Annotated in this window: 12 protein-coding genes; 7 read left to right on the forward strand and 5 right to left on the reverse strand. The window is 71.9% G+C overall.

The genetic code is table 11. The annotated features are described in order from the left end of the window. Window positions 1-122: 122 nt before the first annotated feature. Entirely contained in the window at window positions 123-722 is a 600-nt protein-coding gene (locus M2163_RS37645) for an adenylosuccinate lyase (RefSeq protein ID WP_280848444.1), read from the forward strand. Here the strand turns inward: M2163_RS37645 and M2163_RS37650 are convergent. The 4 genes from M2163_RS37650 to M2163_RS37665 form a co-directional block, all read right to left on the reverse strand. Beyond that, window positions 703-1,230, reverse strand: a complete 528-nt coding sequence (locus M2163_RS37650) for a GNAT family N-acetyltransferase (protein ID WP_280848443.1) — start codon at window positions 1,228-1,230, stop codon at window positions 703-705. The genes M2163_RS37645 and M2163_RS37650 overlap by 20 nt on opposite strands. A gap of 41 nt (window positions 1,231-1,271) precedes the next feature. Next, window positions 1,272-1,670, reverse strand: a complete 399-nt coding sequence (locus tag M2163_RS37655; RefSeq protein ID WP_280848442.1) for a RidA family protein — start codon at window positions 1,668-1,670, stop codon at window positions 1,272-1,274. A gap of 57 nt (window positions 1,671-1,727) precedes the next feature. Continuing rightward, complete coding sequence (locus M2163_RS37660) at window positions 1,728-3,323, reverse strand: alpha/beta hydrolase (protein WP_280896223.1); 1,596 nt, start codon at window positions 3,321-3,323, stop codon at window positions 1,728-1,730. Between the two features lie 135 nt (window positions 3,324-3,458). Continuing rightward, window positions 3,459-4,496 carry an Rv2578c family radical SAM protein gene (locus tag M2163_RS37665; RefSeq protein WP_280848440.1) on the reverse strand — a complete coding sequence of 346 codons (1,038 nt, stop codon included), beginning with the start codon at window positions 4,494-4,496 and terminating at the stop codon, window positions 3,459-3,461. Between the two features lie 134 nt (window positions 4,497-4,630). Here M2163_RS37665 and M2163_RS37670 point away from each other — a divergent pair, with 134 nt between their 5' ends. The 4 genes from M2163_RS37670 (at window position 4,631) to M2163_RS37685 (ending at window position 11,038) form a co-directional block, all read left to right on the forward strand. Further along, entirely contained in the window at window positions 4,631-5,074 is a 444-nt protein-coding gene (locus tag M2163_RS37670; protein WP_280848439.1) for an SRPBCC family protein, read from the forward strand. A gap of 148 nt (window positions 5,075-5,222) precedes the next feature. Beyond that, window positions 5,223-7,571: an MFS transporter gene (locus tag M2163_RS37675; RefSeq protein WP_280896224.1), complete on the forward strand. Its 2,349-nt coding sequence runs from the start codon at window positions 5,223-5,225 to the stop codon at window positions 7,569-7,571. 133 nt (window positions 7,572-7,704) lie between these two features. Then, entirely contained in the window at window positions 7,705-10,173 is a 2,469-nt protein-coding gene (locus M2163_RS37680; protein ID WP_280896225.1) for a SpoIIE family protein phosphatase, read from the forward strand. A 139-nt stretch (window positions 10,174-10,312) separates the two neighbouring features. Next, the gene (locus tag M2163_RS37685) at window positions 10,313-11,038 is read left to right on the forward strand and encodes a class I SAM-dependent methyltransferase (protein ID WP_280848437.1); all 726 of its coding nucleotides are present in this window, start codon (window positions 10,313-10,315) and stop codon (window positions 11,036-11,038) included. A 21-nt stretch (window positions 11,039-11,059) separates the two neighbouring features. On the opposite strand, the gene M2163_RS37690 is transcribed toward M2163_RS37685, so the two are convergent. After that, window positions 11,060-12,175, reverse strand: coding sequence for an acyltransferase family protein (locus M2163_RS37690; RefSeq protein ID WP_280848436.1), 1,116 nt, complete (start codon window positions 12,173-12,175; stop codon window positions 11,060-11,062). 146 nt (window positions 12,176-12,321) lie between these two features. Here M2163_RS37690 and M2163_RS37695 point away from each other — a divergent pair, with 146 nt between their 5' ends. Further along, window positions 12,322-13,155 carry a M55 family metallopeptidase gene (locus M2163_RS37695; protein ID WP_280848435.1) on the forward strand — a complete coding sequence of 278 codons (834 nt, stop codon included), beginning with the start codon at window positions 12,322-12,324 and terminating at the stop codon, window positions 13,153-13,155. Then, entirely contained in the window at window positions 13,148-14,452 is a 1,305-nt protein-coding gene (locus M2163_RS37700) for a M20/M25/M40 family metallo-hydrolase (RefSeq protein WP_280896226.1), read from the forward strand. Before M2163_RS37695 ends, M2163_RS37700 begins: the two co-directional genes overlap by 8 nt. The last annotated feature ends 5 nt before the right edge of the window (window positions 14,453-14,457 follow it).

Here is a 14,457-nt window from a genome sequence, read left to right on the forward strand (position 1 = left end):
CAAGGAGTTCCGCGAGTGGGTAACTCGCTCGTCTGAGCTTAACCGGTGGGTAACGAGCGCGCCAGCCCCCGGATTTGTGATGTACGTCCCGCGCCCCGGGTCCGCCCCCTAACCTCGGGTTCATGGACGAAGAGTTGCGATCGGTCACGGAGCGCTTACGGCAGGAGTCGGGAGCGCCGGCGGACTTCGACCGTCTGGTGGCGACCGAGGACCCGGACGAACTGGCCGGCGTGCTGACCGAGCCCGGACAGCCCCTGTGGGCCCGGGAGCTGGCCGCGTTCCGGCTCGGGCTCGCGGGGGACCGCCGGGCCTTCGAGTCGCTCGTCCTGCTGCTCAACCACCGCGACCCACCGCGCTGCGCCGCCGCCGCGTACGCCCTCGCCCGGCTGGACGACCCGCGCACGGCCCGCGCAGCGGCAGCGCTCGCCACCAACGAACTGCGGGTCGCCTACGCCCTGCACCCGGTCCGGCTGCTCGCCGAGCTGCGCGCCCCCGAGTCCGTCCCCGCCCTGATCACCACACTGGAGCGCCGGCTGCGCCCGCACGACCCCTACCGCCGGGTGGCGCTCGCCTGTGTGGAGGGCCTCGGCACGCTGGCCGACGCCCGCGCCCGGCCCGTGCTCAACGAGGCCCTGGCGCATCCCGCGCTCGCGGAGGCGGCGGTGCGGGCGCTCGCGAGGATTCCCGGGCAGCGCAGAGGTGTCAGGGGGACAGGTCCCTGACGTACCGCACCTCGGGCACAGCCACCCCGTCCACCTCGTAGGGATCCTCGGCGCCGTCGGGCCGAAAGCCGTGGCGTTCGTAGAAGCGCCGGGCGCGGGCGTTGTCCTTGAGGACCCACAGGAGCATGCGGGGGTGGCCGGCGGCCGTGCAGCGGCGTACGGACTCCTGGAGCAGTGCGTGTCCGAGTCCGCTGCCGTACCGCCGCGCGTCCACGTAGATCGCGTACAACTCGGCGTCCCGGGTGCGGATTTCGCCGTCGCGGTAGGGGCCGTGACAGGCCCAGCCGAGGATCTCGCCGTCCCGCTCGGCGACCAGGTCCACCACGCTGCCGCCGCCCCGTCCGAACCGGGCTCGGCGGCGCTCGGCGTCCTCGGGCACGCTGAGCGCGTCGAGGAACGGCTGGGGCATGAGCCCCCGGTACGCGCTCTGCCAGCCCCGGATCCGGATCTCGGAGACGCGGTCGCAGTCGGCGAGGGTCATCTCGCGGATGAGGAGGGGGTCGTCCATGACGGCACCCTAGGCAGCCGCTGTCCTCACCGGCCTGCCATTTAACCGTCCAGCACCGCGAACGCCTCGACCTCCATCAGGAACTCCGGCCGCACCAGCGCCGCCACCTGCACGGCCGACGTCGCCGGCAGCCGGTCGTCGGGTATGTGCTCGGCGCGCGCGGCGCGGATCGCCGGCATGTGGGCCATGTCCGTGACGAAGCAGGTGAGTTTGACGACGTCGTCGAAGTCCGCCCCGGCGGCGGCCAGGCAGCGGCGGAGGTTCTCGAAGACCTGCCGGGCCTGTGCGGCGGGGTCGCCGTCCCCGACCAGCCCGCCGTCCTCGTCGACGGCGACCTGGCCCGAGACCGCCACGAGACGGCCGCGGCCCAGCACCACGTGGGAGTACTGGGCCGCGGGGGCGACCCCGGCGGGGGCGGGAATCCTGGTCAGCTCACTCATGCGTCCATGGTGGACCACGGCACTGACAACGCCCGTCCCCGACGGAGCGTCGGACGCTCAGCCGCGGGGGCCGAGCAGTCCGTGCAGCGCCGCGCCGCGCGAGGACGTCGACGCCGCCTTGGAGGTCAGCGGCTTCGGATCGGGCAGCGCGGCGCACACCGCGTCGGCCTCACCGCCGCCGCGCGGCACCCTGCCGTCGGTCAGATAGGCGGCCAGGTGCTTGTCGAGGCACTTGTTGCCGCTCAGCGTGATGCCGTGGTTCCCGCCGCCCTCCTCGACGACGAGACTGGAGTCCGCCAGCAACTGGTGGACCGTGGCACCGCCCTCGTACGGGGTGGCCGCGTCGTTCGTCGCCTGGAAGAGCAGGGCCGGCGGCAGCTTGCCGTTGGCGACGTTCACCGGGTGCAGCGACCTGGTGGGCCAGAACGCGCACGGCGCGTTGTACCAGGCGTTGTTCCAGGTCATGAACGGCGCCTTCTCGTACACGTCCCAGTTGTCCTTCTGCCACTGGCGCCAGTCGCGCGGCCAGGAGGCGTCACGGCACTGCACGGAGGTGTAGATGCTGTAGCCGTTGTCCCCGGACGCGTCCACGGCGCCGAAGTTCTCGTACGCCTCGACCAGCGGATCGGCGTTCCTGCCGTTCACGTACGCTGCGAACGCCTCGGCCAGATAGGGCCAGTAGCCGTTGTAGTAGCCGCCCGGGATGAAGGTGTCCTCCAGTTCGGAGGCGCCGACCTTGCCGCCCGCGGGCTTCTTCGCGAGGGCCGCCCGCATCGCGTACCACTTGGCCTCGATGCGCTCCGGGTCGGTGCCGAGCTTGTACGTGGCGTCGTACTTGGCGATCCAGGCCATCAGGGCGCGGTGCCGGTCGTTGAAGGCGTAGTCCTGCGCGAGGTTGTCGTCGTACCAGACGCCGGTCGGGTCCACGATGGAGTCCAGGACCAGGCGGCGCACCTGGTGCGGGAAGAGCTTCGCGTAGACCGCGCCGAGATAGGTGCCGTACGAGTAGCCGAAGTAGTTGATCCTCCTGGCGCCGAGGGCCTGGCGGATCGAGTCCATGTCCCGCACGGCGCTGAGGGTGTCGATGTACGGCAGGACACTCGCGTACTTGCGGCCGCAGGCGGCGGCGAAGGACTTGGCGCGCTTGAGGTTGGCCCGCTCGATCGCCGGTGTGCTCGGCACGGAGTCCGGGCGCACCGGGTCGAAGTGGCCCGGCTTGCAGTTGAGGGCGGGTTTGCTCGCGCCCACCCCGCGGGGGTCGAAGCCGATGACGTCGTACTGGGCGGCGACGGCCTTGGGCAGGCCGGAGGCGATGAATCCGGCGAAGGTCAGGCCGCTGCCGCCGGGGCCGCCGGGGTTGACCAGCAGCGGACCCTGGTACTTCTTCGCGGTGTGCGGGACGCGGGAGAGCGCGAGGGTGATCTGCTGTCCGCGCGGGTGCGCGTGGTCGAGCGGCACCTTGAGGGACGCGCACTGGAGCGTCGGATAGTCGGCGGTGCCGCATTTCTTCCAGGTGGGTTTCGCGGCGTGAGCGGCTTGGGGGGTGGAAGAGCTCTGGGTGTTCTGCGGGGTGCCGGCCTCGGCGGGGACCGCGGTGAAGGTCCCGGCCACGACGACCGCGGCACCGCACAGCACGGCTGCGCGCTTTCTCATGGGGTCCTCCCAGGACGGAGGGTGGCGGACCGCGAGTCTCACGGTCCACGCGGCATCGTCCCGGAAAGTAGGCCCGGAAGAACGTGTTCTGACAGAACTTGACCCGATTGGTCAGTCCGATGCGCTCGAACGCTCTCAGATCAACGTGAGTTGGACCGGCTCGGACACCGGCTCGACCTCGGGCTCCGGCTCGCGGATCCGCCGGGGCATCCCCGCGCCCGCGGGACCGATGCCGTACTCCTGGGCCAGCTCATGGACCTGACGGGTGATCCGGCGCTGGTACCACTTGGGAGCGTAGGCGCCGTCCGCGTAGAGCCGCTCGTAACGGCGTACCAGATACGGGTGCTCCCGGTTCAGCCAGGCCATGAACCACTCGCGGGCGCCGGGCCGCAGGTGCAGCACCAGCGGGGTGACCGAGGTGGCCCCGGCGGCCGCGATCGCGCGCACGGTCGCCCGCAGCTGCGCCGGAGCGTCGCTCAGGAACGGGATCACCGGCGCCATCAGCACCCCGCACCCGATGCCGTGCTCGCCCAGCGTCCGTACGACGTCCAGGCGCCGCTCCGGAGCCGGCGTGCCCGGCTCCACGGTGCGCCACAGGTCCGGGTCGGTGAAGCCGACCGAGACCGAGATGCCGATGTCCGTGACCGCGGCGGCCTGCCGCAGCAGGTCGAGGTCGCGCAGGATCAGCGTGCCCTTCGTCAGGATCGAGAAGGGGTTCGCCTGGTCGCGCAGGGCGGCGAGGATGCCCGGCATCAGCCGGTAGCGGCCCTCCGCGCGCTGGTAGCAGTCGACGTTGGTGCCCATCGCTATGTGGTCGCCGGTCCAGCGGCGCGAGGCCAGCTGGCGGCGCAGCAGCTCGGGTGCGTTCACCTTGACCACGATCTGCGAGTCGAAGCCGAGGCCGGTGTCCAGGTCGAGATAGCTGTGGGTCTTGCGGGCGAAGCAGTACACGCACGCGTGGGAGCAGCCGCGGTAGGGGTTCACCGTCCACTCGAAGGGCATGCGGGAGGCGCCCGGCACCCGGTTGATGATCGAACGGGCCCGGATCTCGTGGAAGGTGATCCCGGCGAACTCGGGCGTGTCGAACGTACGGCTGACCACCGCGTCGGCGCCGAAGAGGGCGGCGTCGGCCCGTCCGTGTTCCGCGGACTCGGTGAGGTTCTCCCAGCGCATGAGGCCTCCTCGGTAGCACTGCCCTCCGAGTGAAACACTTGTTCGAATTTCCGCGCAACCCCGATTTGGGCGGCCGTGGGCGGGGGTGGTTGGCTTGCTCCAAGCCCGAGAACTTGAAGTCCTGGAGGAAGTCGATGGCGCAGGTCGAGGCCACTACGGAGCGGATCGTCGCGGCGGACGCGGAGAAGGTGTTCGACGCCGTCGCCGACTACAGCGGCACGCGCTCGCGGGTGCTGCCCGAGCAGTTCAGCGAGTACGAGGTGCGCGAGGGCGGCGACGGCGAGGGCACCCTCGTCCACTGGAAGCTCCAGGCCACCAGCAAGCGGATCCGCGACTGCCTCCTGGAGGTCACCGAGCCCACCGACGGCGAGCTCGTCGAGAAGGACCGCAACTCCTCCATGGTCACCACCTGGCGGGTCACCCCGGCCGGCGAGGGCAAGTCCCGCGTCGTCGTGACCACCGTCTGGCAGGGCGCGGGCGGCATCGGCGGCTTCTTCGAGAGGACCTTCGCCCCCAAGGGCCTCGGCCGGATCTACGACTCCCTCCTGGACCGGCTCGCCGCCGAGGTCGAGAAGTAAGTCCCCGGCACCCGGCGGACGTTGATCCCGGTCACCGGATCGAGTGGATCTCCGTCCGGCCCCCCGGCCTGCCGTAACTCGTCGCGCTTGCTCGTAGTTGTCGCCTTATGCGGGAAATGCGGGGCAGGCGCGACGAGGGGAGCGGGACATGGGCGTGACGACTGCGACGCACGAGGAACGGGTCGAAACGCCACCGCAGCCCCCCGCACCGGCCGTCGAACTCGGCCCGCGCCGGGTGCGGTTGATCTTCTTCGGGCTGATGCTCGCGCTGCTCCTCGCTGCGCTGGAGCAGATGATCGTCGCCACCGCGCTCCCCAGGATCGTCGGTGAGCTGCACGGCCTGGACCGGATGTCCTGGGCGATCACCGCCTACCTGCTCACCGCCACGATCGGACTGCCGGTCTACGGCAAGCTCGGCGACCTGCTCGGCCGCAAGGGCGTCTTCCAGTTCGCGATCGTCGTCTTCGTGGCCGGCTCCGCGCTCGCCGGACGGGCCGCGACCATGGACCAGTTGATCGCCTTCCGCGCGGTGCAGGGCGTCGGCGCCGGCGGCCTCATGATCGGTGTGCAGGCGATCATCGCCGACATCGTGCCGCCCCGGCGGCGCGGCCGCTTCATGGGCCTGATCGGCGCCGCCTTCGGACTCGCCTCCGTCGCGGGCCCCCTGCTCGGCGGCTGGTTCACCGACCACCTCTCCTGGCGGTGGTGCTTCTACGTCAACGTGCCCTTCGGCCTGCTGACCCTGGCCGTCGTCTCCGTCGTGCTCAAGCTCCCGAAACCGCCGGTCAGGGCCCGGCTCGACCTCCTCGGCGCACTGCTGCTCGCCGCCGCCTCGACCTGCCTGGTGCTGCTGACCAGTTGGGGAGGCACCACGTACGCCTGGGACTCACGGACGATCCTCGGCCTCGCGGCCGGAGCGGTGGCCGCCACAGTCCTCTTCCTGGTCGCCGAGCACTTCGCCGCCGAACCCCTCATCCCGCTGCGGCTGTTCAGGGACTCCGTCTTCAACGTCACCGGTCTGGTGGGCCTGGTGACCGGCGTCGCGCTCTTCGGGGCCGCCAGCTATCTGCCCACCTTCCTCCAGATGGTCGACGGCGCGAGCGCCACCGAGTCCGGCCTGCTGATGCTGCCCATGATGGCCGGGATCGTCGGCGCGTCCGTCGTCAGCGGACAGCTCATCAGCCACACCGGCCGCTACCGGATCTGGCCCGTCCTCGGCAGCGCCCTCTCCGTGATCGGCATGTGGCTGCTGTCCCGGCTGGAGGCCGACACCCCCAGGCTGCACTACAGCATCTGGATGGCCGTCCTCGGCGCCGGGATCGGCATGGTGATGCCGGTGCTGATCCTCGCCGTGCAGAACTCCGTCCGCCCCGCTGACCTCGGCACCGCCACCAGTGCCAACAACTACTTCCGGCAGATCGGCGGCAGCGTCGGTGCGGCGGTCTTCGGCACCCTCTTCGCCGACCGGCTCGCCGACTCGCTCGAACAGCGGCTCCCCGACGCACAGGGGCTGCCCGACCCCGAGTCCCTCACCCCGCAGCTCGTGCACGCCCTGCCCCCGGCGCTGCGCGACGGCTACATCCGGGCCTATGCCGACGCCATGCCGAGGATCTTCCTGTACCTCGTGCCGGTGCTCGTCCTCGGCCTGCTCATCGCCTTCTTCCTCAAGGAGAAACCGCTGGTGTCCCCCCACACCGACACGGAGACCCCCGCCGTCCCGCAGGCGCGCTCACCGCATCCCTCCACGGCCCCCGTGCGCGGCACGGTGCGGCACTCCGACGGGACCGTCGTGCCCGGGGCCGCCCTCACCCTCATCGACGTGGCCGGAGCGCAGATCGGCCGCGAGGCCGGCGGCGCGGACGGCAGGTTCGCGCTGCCGGCGCCCGGACCGGGGTCGTACGTCCTCATCGCCGCCGCGAGCGGCCACCAGCCGCAGGCCGTCTCCGTGACGCTCGACGGGCACCCCGTCGAACTCGACCTCGTCCTCGGCGGCGCCGGACGGCTCACCGGCCGGGTGCTCACCGACGGCACACCCGTACCGGACGCCACCGTCACCCTCACCGACGCCCACGGCGAGGTCGTGGCCACCGTCCGCAGTGGACAGGACGGTTCCTACGCCGTCACCGAGCTGATCGCGGGGGAGTACACCCTCGCCGCCGGCGCACCCGCGTTCCGCCCCGCCGCGCTTCCCGTCACCGTCCGGGCCGGCCGGCAGACCCGCCAGGACGTCGAACTAGCGGGCGGTGCGGTGCTGCACGGCACCGTGCGGGGCGGGCGCGGACGATCCGTCGAGGACGCGCGCGTGACCCTCCTGGACGTCGCCGGAAACGTCGTGGACACCCTCACGACCGGCCCCGACGGCTCCTTCCGCTTCGCCGACCTGACCGGTGGCGAGTACACCGTCATCGCCACCGGTTACCCGCCGGTGGCCACCGTGCTCCAGGTGGCCGGGGGCGGCCGCACGGAGCGCGAGCTGCGGCTCGGGCACGAGGACTGACGGGGCATCAGCGCGGGGGCGCGCGCCGGGGCGACCGGGGCCGGGCCAATTCCCGCATTGCCGCACACCGTGACGGCCCGGCGCCGTACGGTGGAGCAGGCGGCACAGATCTTGCGGAGAGAGGGCCTGGGCCATGGACCGTGGCACCGAGAGGGGCACACCTCCCAGCCGCGGAGCCGGCGATGGCGCGGCGGACGGACACGCCGCGGCCGGCCGGGTCCCGCTGGCCGTGGTGGTCGTGGACCGCGACGGCCTGGTCTCGCACTGGAGCCGGGGCGCGAGCCGGCTGTTCGGCGCCGGCAAGGAGGAGGCCATCGGCCGCTCCGCCGCCGACCTGCTGCCCGTCTCCGGAGCCCTCCCCGACGAGGCGCACACCCCGGCCTACGGCGTCCACGCGGTCTACGACGGACTCGGACCCGACCTCGAGTCCTCCCTCGACGGCGGTCTCTCCTACCCGGCCGCAGGCCGCGCCCGCCTCACCGTGCCCGGCGCGGACCGCGTCGACGTCCTGTGGTGGGCCTACCCGCTGGTGGGTCCCGGCCGGGAGCGCCTGCTGGTGCTGGCCGCCGACGCCCGCGGACTCCAGCGGGACCTCGACCTGGACGAGGGCGGTACGGCCGTCGAGCGGATCGCGCCCGCCTTCGCCCTGCACACCGACTTCCCCGGCGCCGAGGAACTCGCCCGCCGGCTCCCCGAGATCCTGCCCAGCATGAGCGTCGGCGAAAGCGCCCGCATCGTCGCGCAGGTCCTCGAACTGGGCTATCCGGTCCTGGAGTTCAGCCAGAACGACCGGGTGCCCGTCACCCCCGACTGGGGCGTGCCCCGGCGCGCCGAGCGCAGGGCCCGCCGGGAGCGGGCGGCCCGGGCGGTCGCGGCCGGCCTGCCGCTGCCGCAGGACGAACCGGACGAGGGCGAGGACCTCGAGTACGTCGCCGTGCGCGAGCGGCTGGAGTTCCTCAACGAGGTCAGCGGGAAGATCGGCACCTCCCTCGACCTGTCCCGCACCATCGTCGAGGTCAGCAAAGCCGTCGTGCCCCGCTTCACCGACGTGGCCGGCACCTATCTGCGCGAACAGGTCGTCGCCGGCGAGGGGTTCCCCGACGGCGTGCCGGACACCACCACCATGTGGCACCGGGTGGCCCTGGAGCACACCGACGAACCGGGCCGCTGGGACGACGTGGTGCCGGTCGGCGAGGCCATGCCGTTCCCCGCGCACACCCCGTTCTTCCAGTGCATGACCAGCGGCGAGCCCGTCCTCGTGCCGCGCATCAGCGAACAGATGGGGCACGCGATCGCCTCGCAGTTCGAGAAGCGGGACATCAGGCCGCTGATCACCGGCCGCTCCATGCTCGTCGTACCCCTGAAGGCCCGCAACGTGGTCCTCGGGTTCATGATCCTGCTGCGGCACCCCGAGCGCGTCGAGTTCAACGACATGGACCGGGTCACCGGCGCCGAACTCGCCGCCCGCGCGGGCCTCGTGCTCGACAACGCGCGCATGTACACCTTCCAGGAGTCCGTCGCCGAGACGCTCCAGGACAGCATGCTGCCGCACATCCCGGCGCGCATGGCGGGCTGCGACATCGCCACCCGCTATCTGCCGGGCACGCTCCTCGGCCGGGTCGGCGGCGACTGGTTCGACTCGGTGAAACTGCCCGGCGCACGGACCGCCCTGGTCGTCGGGGACGTCATGGGACACGGGCTCAACTCGGCCGCCATGATGGGCCAGTTGCGCACGGCGGTACAGACCATGGCGGCGCTCGACCTGCCACCGGCCCAGCTGCTGCGCAACCTCGACGACCTCGCCCAGCGGCTCGGCGACACCTACCTCGCGACCTGCCTCTACGCCGTCTACGACCCGATCGCGAGCGAGCTGCACCTCGCCAACGCGGGACACATCCCGCCGGTGATCGTGCGGGCCGCGGACGGGCGCAGCGAGCTGCTCGACCTGCCCACCGGAGCGCCCATCGGCGTGGGCGGGGTGCCCTTCGAGGCGGTCCGGGTGCGGGTGGAGCCCGGGGACCGGCTGCTGATGTGCACGGACGGGCTTGTGGAGGTGCGCGGCGAGGACATCGGGGTGGGCCTGGCGACGCTCACCGAGTCCGCCGCCCATCCGGCCGCCTCCATGGACGACGCCTGCGACGCCATCATCCGGGCGCTCAACCCGCGGGGTGGACGCAAGGACGACGTGGCGCTGCTCATGGCCCGGCTCAACGGCATCGCACCGGACGACGTCGCCGAGTGGCGGATCTCCCTCGATCCGGCCGAGGTGGGACGGGCCCGGGCGGTGGTGCGGGAGCAGCTGCACGACTGGGGGCTGGCCAGGCTGGCCGACGGCGCGGAGCTGATGGTGAGCGAACTCGTCACCAACGCCCTGCGGCACTCCCACAGCCGGCCCGTCGAACTGCGGCTCGTCCGGGAGGACACCCTGCTGTGCGAGGTGGACGACGACGACCATGACCTGCCGAACCTGCTGAGCGCCGGGCCCACCGACGAGCAGGGGCGGGGGCTCAGGGTGGTCAGCACGCTGGCCAGGGAGTGGGGCGCCAGCCGCACCAAGTCCGGGAAGACCGTCTGGTTCGAACTGACCCTGCCGCGCCGCTGACCGGTCCCCGCGGGGGCGTGTGTTTGTCGAACTGGCAGTGAAGGAATGCGCCGTGCGCTTGTCCGCGTGACCCCGGCGCGATACACCGTACTGGCCCGTCAAATGTGGCGGGTTTGTGGCGCATCCTGGGGAGTTGGGCATGGGCGTGACTGGTCGGTACCGCGAGTCCTGGGAGGGCTTCTGGCGGGAGGCCCCGGGGCGGCAGGGGGCCGTGTTCTGGGACGCGGAACCTGTGTTGACCGCCGGAGTCCACCTCGCCCACTTCGAACCGCTCCTCGTCGATCCCGGGCTGCCCCTGGTGGACCTGGGCTGCGGGAACGGCACCCAGAGCCGTTTCCTCGCCGCCCACTTCACCCAGGTCGTCGGCGTCGACCTGTCCGCCGCCGCCCTCGACCGGGCGCGCGACGCGGACCCCGACGGGCAGGCGACGTACCGACTGCTGGACGCCTGCGACAAGAGCGAGCCGGAGAACCTGCACGCCGAGCTCGGGGACGCCAATGTCTACATGCGGGGCGTACTGCACCAGGCCGCGCCCGAGGACCGGCAGCAGCTGGTCGACGGGATCGCCACGCTGGTCGGGGAGCGCGGCCGGGCCTTCCTCGTCGAGCTGTCCGAGGCCGCCAAATCGGTCCTGGTGGGCCTGGCGCAGAGCCCCGACGGGCCGCCCGCGAAGCTGGCCCCCGTCTTCCGGCACGGCATCGCGCCCGGCGAGGTCGCCGACGAGGCGGTGCCCGTGTACCTCGGGGCGGCCGGCCTGACGATCGTCGCGAGCGGTGAACTGCCGCTCATCACCACCGAGTACCGCCCCGACGGCACCCGGATCGAGCTGCCGTCGAAGTGGTGGGTGGTGGGACGCGCCGCCTGACCGCCCGGTGGTGCACGCGCCCTATCGGCGTACCTGAGCCGGCAGCGCGCCGGTCGCGGGCGAGGTCTTCCGGAACGCCCATTCCATCCGCGGCTCCATCACACACCGGAAGACCCGCCGCACGGGGGCGGTGCACAGCACGGTCACCACCGCCCCGGCGACCAGCGTGGCGGCGATCTCGCCGAGCGGGGTGTGCGGCCAGCGGTGGCCGGCCCAGTCGACGTGCTTCCCGGCCTGGACGACGAAACCGTGCAGCAGATAGCCGTAGAGCGTGCCGGCGCCCAGGGTGGTGAACCACGTCCGGCGCCCCGGCACCCAGGACAGGAAGCAGGCGACCAGGACGAGCGAGCAGCCGAAGAGGGCCAGGGTCATCAGCGGGCCGTACCAGGCGGGCACCCCGAAGTGCTCGGCGGCGTCGCGGTGGAAGAACCACGCGTAGTCCATGCGCGGGACCGCCCAGTACGAGAACACCACCGCACCCGCGAACACCGGGACCGCGAGCAGCCGTACCCGCCACTGGCGCACCAGCGAGAAGTGCGCCGGGCGCAGACACAGGCCGAGCACGAAGTACGGCAGGAACTGCAGGACGCGCTGGAGGTCGAGGTCGTCGCCGATGGACGGGCTGAGCGTGGCGAGCGCGGCGACCGCGAGGGCGATCGGCAGCGGCCACCGCAGGCTGCGCCAGATCGGCGTGGTCAGCCGCCAGATGAACAGGGCGGCCAGGAACCAGGTCAGGTACAGCGGGTTCAGGAGAGTGACCGGGCGGTCGGGGACGCCGTCCGACCACCGGGTGAAAAGGGTGTATGCCGTCTCGAACACGACGTAAGGGACGACGACTCCGGTGACCAGCCGTTTGACCTTCGCCGGGCTCGCGTCGAACGAGCGGGAGAAATAGCCCGAGATGATGATGAACGCGGGCATGTGGAAGGCGTAGACGATCGTGTACAGCGCGGTGACGGCACGGCTGTCGGAGCGCAGCGGCTCCCAGGCGTGCCCCATCGCGACCAGCACGATCGCCAGGTACTTGGCGTTGTCGAAGAACGCGTCGCGCTGCTCGGGGCGTCCGGGCGGGTTCCCCGGAGCGGCGGTCGCCGCCGTCCGTCGTGCCGGCTGTACGGGCTGTGCGGTGTCGCTCACGCTTCTCCCTGTCCGTCTCCTGTGGAACCCGCGAGGGAGAATACGCGTCTTCCAGGAGTTGCCCGTGCGGCGGGGGTGAGCGGCATTCGGCTCGCCTCACCCCTCGTGGGCGACGTAAACCTCCGCGGCGCGTAACGTGGCGCACCATGAAGATCCTGATCAGCGCCGACATGGAGGGCGCCACCGGCGTGACCTGGCCGGCCGACGTGCTGCCGGGCACCCCGCAGTGGGAGCGGTGCCGGTCGATGTTCACCTCGGACGTGAACGCCGCCGTGCTGGGCTTCTTCGACGGGGGCGCCGACGAGGTGCTCGTCAACGAGGCCCACTGGACCATGCGCAATCTGCTCCTGGAGCGGCTCGACGAGCGCGCGCAGATGCTCACCGGCCGGCACAAGTCGCTGTCCATGGTCGAGGGCGTGCAGCACGGCGACGTCGACGGCATCGCGTTCGTCGGCTACCACGCGGGCGCGGGCCAGGAGGGCGTCCTCGCCCACACCTACCTCGCCAACTCCATCACCGGGGTGTGGCTGAACGACGTCCCCGCCAGCGAGGGACACCTCAACGCGCACGTGGTCGCGGAGTACGGCGTCCCCGTCGTGCTGGTCACCGGGGACGACGTGGCCTGCGAGGACGCCCTCGGGTACGCACCCGGGGCGCTGAAGGTCGCCGTCAAGGACCATGTCTCGCGGTACGCGGCCGTCTGCCGCACCCCGGCCCGCACCGCCGCCGACATCCGGGCCGCCGCGAAGGAGGCCGCACAGCTGGCGGCCCGTCAGGAACCGGTGCAGGCGGGCCCGTTCACGATCGCCGTCGAGTTCGACGCCGAGCACCTCGCCATGGCCGCCACCGTGGTGCCGGGCGTCGAGCGGATCGGGGCGCGGAAGGTGGCGTACACGAGCGGGACCATGTACGCGGGCATCCGTACCTTCAAGGCGGTCACCACCATCGTCTCGGCCGCCGTGGAGGAGCAGTATGGCTGACCAGCAGGCACTGGACGAGGTCGTCCGGTTCACCTCCGACCTCATCCGCCTCGACACCACCAACCGCGGCGGCGGCGACTGCCAGGAGCGCCCCGCCGCCGAGTACGCGGCCGAACAGCTGGCCGGGGCGGGCCTGGAGCCCCTGATGCTGGAGCGCACCAAGGGCCGTACCAACGTCGTCGCCCGCATCGAGGGCACCGACCCGTCGGCGGACGCGCTGCTCGTGCACGGTCATCTGGACGTGGTGCCCGCCGAGGCCGCCGACTGGAGCGTGCACCCCTTCTCCGGGGAGATCCGCGACGGGGTCGTCTGGGGCCGCGGCGCGGTCGACATGAAGAACATGGACGCGATGATCCTGGCCGTCGTCCGGTCCTGGGCCCGGCTGGGCGTACGGCCCCGGCGGGACCTCGTGGTCGCGTTCACCGCCGACGAGGAGGCCAGCGCCGAGGACGGCTCCGGATTCCTGGCCGACGAGCACCCCGAGCTCTTCGAGGGCTGCACGGAGGGGGTCAGCGAATCGGGGGCGTTCACCTTCCACGACGGCGCCGGGCGGCAGATCTACCCGATCGCGGCGGGGGAGCGCGGCACCGGCTGGCTCAAGCTCACCGCGCGCGGCCGCGCCGGGCACGGTTCCAAGGTCAACAAGGAGAACGCGGTCACCCGGCTCGCCGCCGCCGTGACCCGCATCGGTGAGCACGAGTGGCCGCTCAGGCTCACCCCGACCGTCCGCGCGGCCCTCGGCGAACTCGCCGCGCTCTACGGCATCGAGACCGACCTGACCGACGTGGACGGACTGCTGGAGAAGCTGGGCCCGGCGGCCAAGCTGGTCGAGGCGACCGTGCGCAACAGCGCCAACCCGACCATGCTGGAGGCCGGTTACAAGCTCAACGTCATCCCGGGGGAGGCCGTGGCCTACGTCGACGGCCGCTATCTGCCCGGCGGCGAGGACGAGTTCCGTACGACCCTGGACCTGCTCACCGGCCCCGACGTGGACTGGGAGTACAGCCACCGCGAGGTCGCCCTCCAGGCGCCGGTCGACTCGCCGACGTACGCCCGGATGCGGGCCGCGGTCGAGGAGTTCGCCCCCGAGGGGTACGTGGTGCCGTACTGCATGTCCGGCGGCACGGACGCCAAGCAGTTCTCCCGGCTCGGCATCACCGGGTACGGGTTCGCGCCGCTGAAGCTCCCGGAGGGCTTCGACTACCAGGCCCTCTTCCACGGGGTCGACGAGCGCGTCCCCGTGGAGGCACTGCACTTCGGCGTACGGGTACTCGACCGCTTCCTGCGAACGGCCTGAGCGAG

It is taken from the genome of Streptomyces sp. SAI-135 (assembly GCF_029893805.1).
GTDB lineage: Bacteria > Actinomycetota > Actinomycetes > Streptomycetales > Streptomycetaceae > Streptomyces.

Bases quoted from the DNA above. Each gene is read 5' to 3' on its own strand.
- M2163_RS37645 (WP_280848444.1), top strand. From the start codon at position 123: ATGGACGAAGAGTTGCGATCGGTCACGGAGCGCTTACGGCAGGAGTCG.
- M2163_RS37650 (WP_280848443.1), bottom strand. From the start codon at position 1,230: ATGGACGACCCCCTCCTCATCCGCGAGATGACCCTCGCCGACTGCGAC.
- M2163_RS37655 (WP_280848442.1), bottom strand. From the start codon at position 1,670: ATGAGTGAGCTGACCAGGATTCCCGCCCCCGCCGGGGTCGCCCCCGCG.
- M2163_RS37660 (WP_280896223.1), bottom strand. From the start codon at position 3,323: ATGAGAAAGCGCGCAGCCGTGCTGTGCGGTGCCGCGGTCGTCGTGGCC.
- M2163_RS37665 (WP_280848440.1), bottom strand. From the start codon at position 4,496: ATGCGCTGGGAGAACCTCACCGAGTCCGCGGAACACGGACGGGCCGAC.
- M2163_RS37670 (WP_280848439.1), top strand. From the start codon at position 4,631: ATGGCGCAGGTCGAGGCCACTACGGAGCGGATCGTCGCGGCGGACGCG.
- M2163_RS37675 (WP_280896224.1), top strand. From the start codon at position 5,223: ATGGGCGTGACGACTGCGACGCACGAGGAACGGGTCGAAACGCCACCG.
- M2163_RS37680 (WP_280896225.1), top strand. From the start codon at position 7,705: ATGGACCGTGGCACCGAGAGGGGCACACCTCCCAGCCGCGGAGCCGGC.
- M2163_RS37685 (WP_280848437.1), top strand. From the start codon at position 10,313: ATGGGCGTGACTGGTCGGTACCGCGAGTCCTGGGAGGGCTTCTGGCGG.
- M2163_RS37695 (WP_280848435.1), top strand. From the start codon at position 12,322: ATGAAGATCCTGATCAGCGCCGACATGGAGGGCGCCACCGGCGTGACC.
- M2163_RS37700 (WP_280896226.1), top strand. From the start codon at position 13,148: ATGGCTGACCAGCAGGCACTGGACGAGGTCGTCCGGTTCACCTCCGAC.